This window comes from Nostoc sp. CCY0012 (genome assembly GCF_963920855.1).
Taxonomy (GTDB): Bacteria; Cyanobacteriota; Cyanobacteriia; order Cyanobacteriales; family Nostocaceae; genus Cyanocohniella.
This window is the reverse complement of sequence record NZ_CAWUDM010000027.1, coordinates 1-12,530: the sequence shown is the minus strand read 5'-3', so window position 1 is coordinate 12,530 and position 12,530 is coordinate 1. Positions and strand designations below refer to the sequence as shown.

The window sequence follows — 12,530 nt, the reverse complement described above, 5'->3', positions numbered from 1 at the left end:
GAAAATGAGAGTATCGGGTAGTAGGAAATGGGAAAAAACCTGGACCTCATTGCGACATCACTTGAGAATGAGAGTTTTTGAGAATAGTGAGCATTTGATTTAAAAAGCTATTTGTGAAAAAAGCAAATAAGCATCATCTTTGTTGTCGCTACAAGAGTGGCTCGATTTCTGCCAGATTGCCAGAAAAATCAATTTTTTTTGTCATCAATCGCTTATTTTTAGCACTGATGACTGACAACTCTTTATTTCCACCTTGCGGTACTGGTGATTCTCTCCACCCACAGCTTTTGATGAAAATGGGCAACAGCAATGATTTCATCCTCGTGTGATGAGTTAAAAGTAAGTTGCTGCGGATTAAGCGAAGAAAAATTAAGATAAATAGGCTGCATAGTCAATTTATTTACAATGCACAAGTAATGGCTAAATTTTTTGGCTAAAAGTTTATGACGAATTGCTACTCTTATATTTCCCTGGTAACAAAGTCTTCTTACAACATTGTCTAAAACTTCAAATGTAAGGCTTAATTCTTGACTTCTGCTGTTACTTTAGACACCAACTGAGCAGAAACATCAAATATCCACAATAACCTAAAAGTATAGCCAATACTCAATCCTGCGGTTATCCGACTGCAATCAATGCATTTTCAAAGGAAACATCCACGAAATTGATATTTGGCATAATTACATACAAGTTATATGGTTAATATCAAGCTAGGAATAAACTTTATGATCAAGTCTATTTTTTAAACTTTAGATTAAGTAAAAATTCTGATTTCAAATAAATATTTTTGATCTGACTTACATAAAGCAGGTGACTATTTCCCAGAAAAATCAGTATACTACCTAAAGTAGTACAAAATTTTTAAATTTTATTGAGAATTTTTCTAAATGCCAGACCCACTAATGTACCAACAAGATAATTTTGTTGTGCTAGAGACTAACCAACCAGAACAATTTCTCACAGTAGAGGAATTATTCGCAAAGTTAAAGTTGGTTTTGCAAACGATGAGTAATCAGAACTTGCCTACATATTTACAAGATTTTGATTCAGTAGAAGCACAAGCCCAATATTTAATCGACACCAGTTGCGAGTTAGATGTTGGGCCTGGCAAATATTTGCAGTGGTACGCAGTCAGATTAGAAAAGTAAAAATACCACATTAGTACCAGGCGATCGCCTGAACTCTCAAACCGATTGAACCTATCTGCGGAAGCCTGCACCCCCAAGGGGCGTGATGACACGCCCACCACGCATGCCTAATCCCAGTTTCTTGTTACCTGAAACCTAATCAGCCTTTTGAGTCCCAATCAACATTAACTCAATCTGATCTTCCCCAACCTGCGTTATTTTGACATCTACTCCCGGGCCAAAATATTTAGTCATTTTTTCCTGCTTCTCTTGCCAAGTATCAATTGAGATCAGCGGGGAATCAAATTCTAAAATCAAGGCGTAAGCTCCACCAATTTCTGCTTCTCTTAAACCTGTAACTACTGGTCTTTCTTCATCACTGGGACTCAAACCCAAATAAGAGAGCGCTGCATCTAAATGAGCATCTTGACCATAGCAATATCGGGTGATATCCTTACGAATTTTATTTTGAGTGACAGTTGCTTGCTGCTCCCGCAAGCTTAATACTGATGGCGTAGTAGTTTCGCTAAAGGGTATGGGCTTAATTTCATTAGCTTTGAGTGCTAATCCTCCCAGCAATAGCGGAAACCCGTAAAAAAAACCCACAAGATTGAGTGTGGCATTATCAGCAGCATAAGCAACAAAACCAACAATGGTTAATATGCTACCGATGCTTAAACCAATCGTCCCCAAAGAAATTTTGCGTAACATGAGCCTAGGATTTTATAAATTCTTAACATTTTAGGAATATGAATTAAATAACATACAAATCTGGTTTTTGACCTTACCCCTCTTGGGACTTGCTTCAACGTTTCCCCTTTCCTGACGAAGCTACGGTGTACAGACAAGGCTGGAAAATTTTACGCCCGTTTGCTTTTAACTGGTAGGGTGCCTTGTGGACTCTAGTTCTAACGCACCAAGAATTGAGAATAGTGCGTTGCACTACGCGACAACATATCCTACAAAAAGGGTTTGGAAGAATTTTTAATCATTTGTGTGTACACAGTAGCCTTACTAAAGGGGGTTGAGGGTGAGGTTATGTATTTTATTAAATTCGCATTCCTTAGTTTTATTATCATCGTTTATTGGTAACAAATCAGAGAGTGAGGAGATGAGAGAGATCAGCCACTCGGTAATTTCTCCTGGTCCCCTCGTCCCCCATCGCCACACCATTTTGAGTTAACTTTAAATTTGAGGATATTTTAAGGCTGAAAAAAATAATGGATCTACAGACTATAAAAGAAAGAATTGCCGTAGTTGAAAGTAAGCGTCAATACCTGTTGACCCTCTTGGAACAGCCAAATTTGGGGATTTTGAGAGTTGATGTCAATCAGGCTTTGGAAGAACTAGATGATTTGATAGATGAATTTAGACGTACTCTTCCGGAGACAGACACCAATTAAAACCAACTAAACTTCGCCAAAATATACAGATGCGTCAGTACTACCGCTAAATAACGGTTATGCTGACGCGACTTATTCTATAAATATTTTCTATATCCCTGACTTGAAGTAAGCCTGAGTTAATTTCCCAGCAATTCGCAGCATAATTAATTTTCTATTTAAAATTATTTCCTGCACGTTCTCCTAACTTCCTCACCAAGGCAATAAGTTCACTGGTTGGGACATCTTTTTTGCAAAAATCGTCAAAATTAGGCATGGGCTTAGTTCCAGCACAAGTCGCATCTTCCATTGAAGAATAAGCCAGTATTTGAGTATTGGGAGATATGGCTTTGATATGACTAGAAGCACTCCAACCATCCATGATAGGCATTTGTAAATCTAAAACAATTACATCAGGATGGCAACGTTTAACCATTTCTATCGCTTCTTGACCATTAGCAGCTGAACCGACTACTTGCAGGTTTTCTTGTCCAGAAAAAGCCAATTGTAGGGTTAGACGCGTAAGTTCGTGATCATCAACCACTAAAACACGCAAGGTAGTAAACTCACAAGGAAACGTCAACATTTAACAAAATGAAAGCAAAATACAACATTCCCTACAGTGTATGGGAATAAGTACCAGCAATCACTCTATCTTATGGTTGAATAAATTGCCTTTACTCATAGCAATTCCGAAAAAAGTTGGCAAAATATTAAAGTTTTCTAAAGAAAACTCCCTTGAACTAATTATCTGTATAAAAGTAACTTTTTTTGGCATCAATCAGGTTAGCGGCTAGATGAGTTGAACGTAATGCCATATTCATCAAGGTGTGTTGTGAGTTAGTTTCTGGCGCTTCTATATCTTCGCCAGGTAAGCTATCAGATGGTCGTCTTTGTATATAACTGCCATCGGATTGTAACTCCCATGCTTGGCGATTATCTGCTAACATGATTCCCAAAATTTCTTGCAAATCTTTAGCAATATCTGGGTCTTTAATTGGGGTAATAACTTCGACGCGACGATCTAAATTGCGGCGCATCCAATCAGCGCTACCGATATATATTTCTTCTTGCCCGTTGTTGTGAAAATAATAAATACGAGAGTGTTCTAAGAAGCGTCCAATAATGCTGATGACGCGAATATTTTCACTGATTTCTGGGAGTCCTGGACGCAAACAACAAATACCTCGAATAATCAGATCAATTTGTACTCCAGCGCGGGAAGCCTCGTATAAAGTGGCAATGATTTGTGGATCGACAAGGGAGTTCATTTTAGCTACAATGCGCCCGGTCAATCCATTTTGGACATTTTCAACTTCGCGTTGAATTAATGCCAAAAAGCGATCGCGCATATTTACAGGAGCAACCAGCACTTCTCTGTAAGACTTTTGCCGAGAATAGCCTGTTAAAAAGTTAAATAAATCTGTAATATCAGCACCCAATTCTTCACGACAGCTAAATAACCCTAAATCGGTATATAGTCGTGCTGTTTTGGGATTATAATTGCCAGTGCCAATGTGTATGTAGCGGCGCATCCGGTCTTTTTCTCGCCGCACTACCATGATAGTTTTGCAATGGGTTTTCAGGCCTACTAACCCATATACTACATGTACACCGACTCTTTCTAAACTCCTAGCCCAATAAATATTATTTTCTTCATCAAATCGTGCCTTGAGTTCCACCAATACAGACACTTGCTTGCCATTTTCCGCCGCCGCAATGAGGGCTTTCACAATGGGCGAGTCCCCAGAAGTGCGGTAAAGGGTCATTTTAATAGCCAGCACATTAGGGTCATGGGCTGCATGGGTAATAAAGCGCACCACAGTTGACGAAAAAGATTGATAAGGATGGTGGACTAGTAAATCTTTTTCCCGAATTACGGCAAAAAAGTCTTGTCCTTCTTCCATTTCCAGTGCATCTGAGGTGACACTTGGTTCTCTCAACCTTTGCAGACGTGAAGGAACTACAGACTGACGTGGTGGTTCTTTGAGTTCGGGTAATGGCAAAGCCATGAAATACATTAAATCTTTTAGTCCTAAAAGACCATCGACTTCATAGACATCGCTTTCTGTTAAATCTAAATCTTGCAACAACCGAGAACGGATAGGGTCAGGGGTTTGGGATTTAATTTCTAGCCTGACTGGTGTCCCACCCATGCGCCGTTTGCGGAGTTCCTGTTCAATAGCTAACAGCAGATCATCGGCTTCATCTTCTTCTAGTGCTAAGTCGGCATCACGGGTAATGCGGAAAGGATGATATTCTTGGATATTCATCCCTGGAAATAGAAACTCCAGGTTATGAGCGATCGCCTGTTCTAAAGGTACACCAGTCCAGTGAATAGGCTTGTCAGTTTCTTGGGTACCCAACTCTGGTGGTAAAGGCAAAAATCGCGGTAGCACGCTGGGGACTTTGACCCTGGCAAAATATTCTTCTTCGGTATCTGGATTTTTGACCACCACCGCCAAATTCAGGCTGAGATTAGAAATGAAGGGAAAAGGATGGCTAGGGTCAACGGCTAGAGGAGTCAGAACCGGAAAAATTTGTTCTTCAAAGTAGTTATCTAAATAAGTCCGCTGTTTTTGATTTAAATCAATGTAATCCAAAATATGGATGCCATGCTGGACTAACAACGGTTGCAGTACTTGGTCAAACTGCTGATGCTGTTTTGTAACTAAGGGATTGAGAGTTGATCTAATATCGTCTAACTGTTGTTGCGCTGTACGCCCATCGGGACTTAACTGGGCAACTTTCGCTTCTACCTGTTGCTTTAAAGCTGCAACGCGCACCATAAAGAACTCATCTAAGTTAGCACTGAAGATTGCTAAAAACTTCAGACGTTCTAAAAGTAGTGTGCGGGAATCGCAGGCTTCATGGAGTACTCTGCTGTTAAATTCTAACCAGCTTAACTCGCGGTTAATGTAATATTGCGGATCGTTCAAATCAATGGGATTGGCGCTCTTCTTTGATTTCGGCATGACGATCTCAGGGTAGCCAGTGAGCTAACACAGCTGGGGGACATTACATATAGTAGAGGAAAGCGGCCTTGAGTGGAACTTTCTGCCAGTTAGTAAATTATGAAATTGCTAGAATTGTTCAAAGCTGATAATGAAACATTGTTTACGTAAGCCAACGGCTGACCACTGAAAGCGTCTTCAATCAAAGTACGATTAATTTGTTGAGTGAACAATAAGTTTGAGAACGTCACCCCATTAGATAAAGCGATTAAATCTTCACCAATCGTGAAATCTATGATGGTGTCTCTATCTTGATTTCTGCCAATAACAAAGATATCGTTACCTGCACCACCTGTTAGGGTATCAAAACCTAAACCGCCATAAAGTATATCACTACCTGCACCGCCAACTAGAGTGTCATTACCTTTTAAGCCGAACATCAAATCATCTGAACTAGTTCCCTGTAAGTTGTTAATACCAGATGTACCAACAATGATGTTACTTATTGTGTTGCCACTTCTGATATTAACGGCTTCAATGTCAACAGGATTGAGACTATTATATTTAGGATCGCTACTAACTGCGGGATGAGTGATAATTTCGTAAAAAATATTGTCATCTGCTATCCCATCATTCTCACCTGTAACTGTAATTGTTTGTGGTGTATTCCAGTTAGCTGATGTAAAAGTGACGTTAGACGTGGACAGAATACCTTCGTTGATATTAGAACTACTCAAATTTAAGGTAACGTCAGCAGTAGGTTGGCTAGTTAGTTGAATAGCAAAGTCAGCAGTACCACCATCTTCAGTAGTTACCAAACCTGTATTAGGAGTGATGGCAAAACCTGCTGTATCGTTATCGTTAATATTAACAGTTGCCTGAGAAGTGGTAATGGTGGCATTAGTAGGATTGCTGAAGTTGATAAAAAAAGTTTCAAGATCTTCATCAATTAGATCGTTAATAATTGGCAAAGATATAGTTTGATTCAAATCTCCAGGAGAAAAAGTTAAAGTTCCTGATACAGCCACATAATCCGCTCCGGCTATGGCGGTATTATTGCTAGTATAGTAATCAACTGTTATGACTTCACTACTACGATTAGACAAACTAACAGTAAAATTGAATACCCCAATTGCTTCATTGGTACTTCTATTTATAATGTTGATAGTAGGTTGATTATCGTCATTAAGGATGGTTACTGTCGCTGGAGTGATGGGACTTGTCTGATTGGGATGACTTAAGGTGAGAGTGATAGTTTCATCGGGTTCATAAATTGTGTCACCCAGAACATTCATCGTAATTGTCTTTATAGTTTCCCCAGCAGCAAATGTTAGATGACTAGATGTATTATTAGTTGGTAAACCTGCAACTCTTAGACTGTTATAGTCACTATTAAAAGTTGCTGTACCATCTAAAACATAAAATAATGTATTAGTAACACTAGTGTTACCGCTGCGGGTAATAGTAAATGTCAGATTTTGGCTACCACTGTTACTTTCGGTTAAAGTTGTGGCACTGGGGGAAATGACATAATTTGTATCAGCAGGAAAAGCAGAGTTAGTTGTACCAATGTGATCCAACGGTTGTCCAGTAAAGTTTTGGGGTGATGTATTACTTGGAGTACCTAACATCCAATTTGGTGCTGTACCAGTAACTGCACTAGCTACCCAATCTGAAGCTGTGGAATCGGTAGTATCGCCAGATCGCCCTACATATCCTATGGTTGCTGGTACATCAACAACTGTTGCATCAGGTTGAATTAAACCACCGCTTGTGCCTTTTCTAAACGCGATCGCTCCATAAGCTGTATCGTTAACAGATGTCCCATCTAACACAGAGACTGAATCTAAAATATTCCAATTAGAGAAAACAGCACCGTCGGGAATACCATCATTATTGGTATCAATATCATCTGCAAGTGTAGGTAGAGTAGCTGAACGAATTAAGAAGAACGTCGCCGAACCATTTTCTATTTCGGTTGGTGTCCCAACATCACCTTGATGTCCCAGAGAACTTCTTGTTCCATTACCCCATCCATTTCCAGTACCAGTATTGGTGATGACATTTGCACCGGGACTAACGGAATAGTTATTATTTTTTTGTAAGAGAACTAAAAAGCCATTACTACCAAACTGCTGACCTGATAAGTCAAAAATATTTTGAATCTCACCTGGGTTGCTACCAGTATCACCTTCAACGGCAACTAAGTAAGTTCCATTAGGTAATCTAGTGTTAGAAGTTCCACGTAGTTCAATATATTCGTTGGGAGTATCTGTACCTGGGGAATCGAAGAAAATTTCGTTGATTAATCTTAATGGCGGAGTCAGAGAAGTAGTAAGTACGACTGAAACATCATCAGATTGACTATTTGCTGTTGCTAAATCGGCTTTACCATCCCCGTTGAAATCACCTGCGGTCAGAGAAAGAGGTGCTGTCCCTACACCAAAATCAATCGGACTCTCAAAATAACCACTACCATCTCCCAGTAATATAGATGTGGTATTGGCATCAGCATTGGCTACACCAATATCCAGTTCACCATCATCGTTGAAATCAGCAACTGTAACGGAAGTAGGAGTTAACCCAGCATCAAAGTTAAGGGCTGTTTGAAAACTACCATCATTGTTACCCAATAAAACTGAGATATTATTAGAACCATTGTTGGCTGTAACTAGGTCAAGCTTGCCGTCATTGTTAAAGTCGCCAACGCTAATTGAATAAGGGTTTGTACTTAAACTGGAGTTACCGAATGAACTAAAACCGCCAGTACCATTTCCGAGTAAAATCGAGACATTGTTGGAAGTACTATTGGCAACTGCTAAATCAAGCTTGCCATCATTATTAAAGTCACCTAACGTTACAGAACGAGGATTGGCACCCACCAGGAAATTTTTAGCAGTGCCAAAGTTACCATTACCATCTCCTAAAAGAATGGAGACGTTATTAGCATTAGTATTAGTTGTTACCAGGTCAAGATTGCCATCATGATTAAAGTCACCGACAGCAACAGAAGTGGGACGGGTTCCGACTGCAAAAGTTCTAGCAGGACTAAAACCAGCTGGATCGCTTTGACGGGTGCCAAATAATACCGAAACATCATTGGAATTATAGTTAGCTGTGACTATATCGAGGTCGCCATCTTTGTCAAAATCTCCCAGTGCGATCGCATGAGGTCTAATCCCGCCACCACCAAAACCTAATACACTAAAGGTCGTAGCTGGTTTAAATGTACCGTCACCATTTCCTACTAGCACTGAAACAGTGTTAGATAAATTGTTAGCCGTGACTAAATCCAGGATACCGTTTTCGTTGACATCGCCTACTGCGATCGCATAAGGACTTATACCCACGCCATTAAGGACTTTTACAGTAATACTGGCAGTTTCCTGAGCAGTACTGAAGGCAGTTGTACCACCATTAACTGAAGCATCTACTCCCGTTGTTCCATTGGCAACATTATTAGTAGTATCCCAGGCGCGGAAGGTAATATCAGCACTACCTTTGTAGCCTGAATTGGGAACGAACCGAATGCGAGTATCATTTTGAACTACAACTTGACCAAGGTTAAAACTTGCCTGGGCAGAGGTGGTATCATCCCCCAAAAAGATAAAGTTTGCTATTCCATAAGGGTCAGGTATCCCAGGCTGATCCGGTTCCCAACTTGTATAATCTCGTAATGGCCCGGTGAGAATTTCTACATCATTAGCAAACAGTTGATATGTGTCACCCTGAACGAAAAGCCGATAGTCTGCCGATAAATTCGTATTGAATGACACATTTTCTGCTGCTAAGAACATACCATTGGTTTGTCCTCCAGGGTTAGGTGTAATGCCATCGCCTTGAGCAAAAATATTTCCTGTTGAGGAGTCTATTTGTTGGAAACCTAATTCAATTCCTCTTGTACCATCGCTACTAATGGCAATAATACTGAATCCTGCTCGATTAGGATTAGTACGTGATTCCTGTAACAGTTGCAAATCAAACGATATGCTATAACCACCTTCACGATCCAATGCTGGGAAATCGGTATTCACCATTTGACCCAACAAGTTGTAGTTACTATAACCTGCATAAATATTACTATTAGCAGTAGTGTCTAAAATCGTGCCACTAACGCTAGAATTTTGACTTGCTCCTGGAAGATTGTTATATGAAAGCCAACCTTGGCTACTAGGCGCAGTACCAAACCCAGCATTATATAGTGGGTTAGCACCTAATACAACAGCTGCACTATCTGATAGTGTACCGAAACTGATCCAAGAATCGCCGCCATCGATTGAGTATTGCCATATACCATTGGTGTTGTCAACTCCCGTGACAGCTATAGCTTTTGGATCTCCATCAACATCGGTAATCAAACCGTTGATTAAATCAGAAACCTTAGTGCCGATATTGGCAGCATCAGTAATATTTCGTTCAATAGCAGGTAAAGTGGGATTACCAGTGTTGTCTAATATAGGAGCATCATTGTTAGCCAATACACTGCTATAACCAGCCATAGTCGAGGGAAGAAATGCAACCTGGGTTGTAATTGCACCGATGGATGCTTGCAGTTGCCAATCTCCTCCTAAAGCAGCACTACCCGTGAGATTTTTAGAAGCCGCAATATTCGCCCCTGTTAAAAGATGTAATTGCTTAATAAATGCTGTCCCTTGTTGCCCAGACGCAACATTACAGCCATATAAAAGAATGTCAGCACCATCTGTTAAAGCATTTGCCCACTGCTGTAATTGCTGGGTATAACTTGCCAAATTTTCATGATTCAGTTGCGTTGAACCCAATTGCAAACGACCTTCGCCACCATGAGAAACAATGTGAATTGATTGATATTTGCCTCCTTGTAGGGCTTCAGTAATTTGGGTGATCCCATCTCGATGGGAATCAAGCACAACTACTTGACTGCATAAAGTAATTCCAGCAATCAAACTTTGGTAATCGGAAACTGCCGCATCAATAAAAACAATATCTAATGGTGTATTTTTTAGATAATTTTCAATACTTATATTTTGTAAATCTGTAGCTGAAATGGATGAATTATCAAAGATTTGATTTTGTGGCATTTTCATAAGTTTCAAGTAAATATAGTATAAGTACACAAAAATTTGAGCCAAACCGGATATCTCTTGACTCAAATAAATCAATAATTTGTACTTTTAGTTTTTTGTGTTTGTCAACCAACAAGTTTATGCTTACAGCTTCACTATAGTTAGTGTATTCATTATTTCATGAATATTCTTGAAAGATAATCGTAAATACTCCTTATCTTTAACTGACGCGGTAAGTAGGAAGGCGTAATTATTTTACAGATGTATAATTCATCAATAACGCATTAAACCCTTGACTGGTATATACTATGTTATGCTCAGTCAGCTTAATTTTAATTCAAATCACCTACTTAATTACTGTAATTTTTAGAGTAAAATATTTAAACTACTTACGTTCTATATTCAATAGAAAATAATAGCTACAGTATTTTTACTGAATATTTTTAGTTCACGGACTCACAACTATAATCTCAAATCTTTAGACTTTTTTTAATCAGTCGAACAACTGTGTTTTATTCACCTAATTAAAGATTGAGATATGTCCGGTAAATATTTGAGATAAATAGCAGTAAAACTTATTTCATTGAGTAAACTCTCTGAGTGAGATGTACTGAATACTTTACCCTGTATACGTGGAAAACATCTCGTAGAGTAGGGGGGAAACTAGTTTTTTTAGAACTGCCTTGAGAAAAATATCAAAACTAGTAATATTACTGAACTGATTGTTAAAAACTCAATTTATATTGATAACGTCAACACGAAAAATTGTGAGGAACAAACAAATGAAAATCTCTGCTGTAATCAAAGGAAGCATCTGCCTGTTAGGTTTAGTAGCTGTTGGTAACGTTTTGGCTGCTCCTGCTCAAGCAGGCCCCGCTTCTGCTCGTGGTGCTGCTACCGTAGTTAGAATGAACGGTTCTTCTATAAGCGTTAGTGGTGAATTGACTGCACCTAGTGGTATGTACTACGGTGGGGCTTTGATAGTTTCTCCTGCTGGTACTCTTCCTGGAGATAACACTGAAACTATCTTCTCATTGCTGATAGACCCAGGCGCTCCCACTGGCACAGCTACAGCTTCTGCTAACCCAGTTGTAGCAGCAGTAGCAGCCGCAATTACTAACGCTGCTGGTAATCTTTCTGATGAAGCTTCTTTAATTCGTGCAGCCGGTGGTTCTACTGGTTTTACAGCTTTAGACTAAGCTGATGTTTGTTAATTAGTAAACAATTTAGAATTCTAAGTTGAAGATAAAGAACATAGTTGTTACTATGTCTTTTTACTGAAAATAAGTCTCAGATTAGATCCCTGCTTCTTTGAAAAGTCGCAAATTTGATAAGCCTGGTTTCTCCTAGAAGCTGGGCTTTTTAATGTCAATGTATATTATGAGACGGTCTACTACTTTTCTTAACGTGAGTTCGACAGATCTAAAAAACCCCGCTTCCATTCCTCTCCCCTGCAAGGCTACTTTGTACACATGAGTCTTATCATCTGTCCCACATCGTTTTGATCCCCCTAGCCTCCCCTTCGACAAGCTCAGGGCATCGCTTGAAAAGGGGGGAAATTTTCTTAAAGTCCCCCTTTTTAAGGGGGATTTAGAGGGATCAGATCATTTGTGTGTACACGGTAGCCTGCAAGGAGGAGCCACTGCGTTGGGGAGACAGCGCCTTGGGCGGGTTTCCCGACTTGTGGCGACTGTCGTCGGCTACACCGACTTGTAGCAAGTGGCGTTAGAGGCTTTGAAATGCCTATTTTTTCTTTAAAAACGCGAAATATATCTGCCCCTCTCCGTGTCGGCTACCGTGTACATATAAGTCGTATCAAGTTGCCAAACAGCGTTTCGATCCCCCCTAACCCCCCTTGAAAAAGGGGGGAAAAGAATCACAGTCCCCCTTTGTAAGGGATGTAACTTAGACGCCGCAGTGTAAAAAATACCCAAAAACCTTGTAATTGTTGGGTTTTGCTGCGTTCAATCTAGGGTGTTGACTTTGAGAGCTTAAGGGTGGTAGCTTCTCAGGCAAGAACTA

At 39.8% G+C, this 12,530-nt stretch carries 8 protein-coding genes; 4 read left to right on the top strand and 4 right to left on the bottom strand.

Annotated elements, in window-relative coordinates:
- Positions 1-113: 113 nt before the first annotated feature.
- Positions 114-329, top strand: a complete 216-nt coding sequence (locus tag ACM0OS_RS10030; RefSeq protein WP_414543039.1) for a hypothetical protein — start codon at positions 114-116, stop codon at positions 327-329.
- A 558-nt stretch (positions 330-887) separates the two neighbouring features.
- On the top strand, positions 888-1,148 hold the full coding sequence (locus ACM0OS_RS10025; protein ID WP_414543038.1) for a chlororespiratory reduction protein 7: 261 nt from the start codon (positions 888-890) through the stop codon (positions 1,146-1,148).
- 135 nt (positions 1,149-1,283) lie between these two features.
- Here ACM0OS_RS10025 and ACM0OS_RS10020 read toward each other — a convergent pair whose 3' ends face one another.
- A complete protein-coding gene (locus ACM0OS_RS10020) occupies positions 1,284-1,838 on the bottom strand; it encodes a DUF2854 domain-containing protein (protein WP_414543037.1) in 555 nt (184 codons plus the stop codon).
- A gap of 509 nt (positions 1,839-2,347) precedes the next feature.
- On the opposite strand from ACM0OS_RS10020, the gene ACM0OS_RS10015 reads away from it, so the two are divergent.
- Positions 2,348-2,530 (top strand): hypothetical protein, encoded by a 183-nt coding sequence (locus ACM0OS_RS10015; RefSeq protein WP_414543036.1) that lies wholly within the window; start codon positions 2,348-2,350, stop codon positions 2,528-2,530.
- A 154-nt stretch (positions 2,531-2,684) separates the two neighbouring features.
- On the opposite strand, the gene ACM0OS_RS10010 is transcribed toward ACM0OS_RS10015, so the two are convergent.
- From ACM0OS_RS10010 to ACM0OS_RS10000, 3 genes are all read right to left on the bottom strand, one after another.
- Positions 2,685-3,095 (bottom strand): response regulator transcription factor, encoded by a 411-nt coding sequence (locus ACM0OS_RS10010; RefSeq protein WP_414543035.1) that lies wholly within the window; start codon positions 3,093-3,095, stop codon positions 2,685-2,687.
- A 157-nt stretch (positions 3,096-3,252) separates the two neighbouring features.
- Complete coding sequence (gene ppk1 / locus ACM0OS_RS10005; RefSeq protein WP_414543034.1) at positions 3,253-5,484, bottom strand: polyphosphate kinase 1; 2,232 nt, start codon at positions 5,482-5,484, stop codon at positions 3,253-3,255.
- 89 nt (positions 5,485-5,573) lie between these two features.
- Positions 5,574-10,523 carry a DUF4347 domain-containing protein gene (locus ACM0OS_RS10000; RefSeq protein WP_414543033.1) on the bottom strand — a complete coding sequence of 1,650 codons (4,950 nt, stop codon included), beginning with the start codon at positions 10,521-10,523 and terminating at the stop codon, positions 5,574-5,576.
- A gap of 767 nt (positions 10,524-11,290) precedes the next feature.
- Between ACM0OS_RS10000 and ACM0OS_RS09995 the strand changes: the two genes are divergently transcribed.
- Positions 11,291-11,707 carry a hypothetical protein gene (locus tag ACM0OS_RS09995; protein WP_414543032.1) on the top strand — a complete coding sequence of 139 codons (417 nt, stop codon included), beginning with the start codon at positions 11,291-11,293 and terminating at the stop codon, positions 11,705-11,707.
- Positions 11,708-12,530 lie beyond the last annotated feature (823 nt).

What these genes read in the sequence shown, in the direction of transcription:
- ACM0OS_RS10025 (WP_414543038.1), top strand. Translation starts at nt 888, where the DNA reads ATGCCAGACCCACTAATGTACCAACAAGATAATTTTGTTGTGCTAGAG.
- ACM0OS_RS10020 (WP_414543037.1), bottom strand. Translation starts at nt 1,838, where the DNA reads ATGTTACGCAAAATTTCTTTGGGGACGATTGGTTTAAGCATCGGTAGC.
- ACM0OS_RS10015 (WP_414543036.1), top strand. Translation starts at nt 2,348, where the DNA reads ATGGATCTACAGACTATAAAAGAAAGAATTGCCGTAGTTGAAAGTAAG.
- ACM0OS_RS10010 (WP_414543035.1), bottom strand. Translation starts at nt 3,095, where the DNA reads ATGTTGACGTTTCCTTGTGAGTTTACTACCTTGCGTGTTTTAGTGGTT.
- ppk1 (WP_414543034.1), bottom strand. Translation starts at nt 5,484, where the DNA reads ATGCCGAAATCAAAGAAGAGCGCCAATCCCATTGATTTGAACGATCCG.
- ACM0OS_RS10000 (WP_414543033.1), bottom strand. Translation starts at nt 10,523, where the DNA reads ATGCCACAAAATCAAATCTTTGATAATTCATCCATTTCAGCTACAGAT.
- ACM0OS_RS09995 (WP_414543032.1), top strand. Translation starts at nt 11,291, where the DNA reads ATGAAAATCTCTGCTGTAATCAAAGGAAGCATCTGCCTGTTAGGTTTA.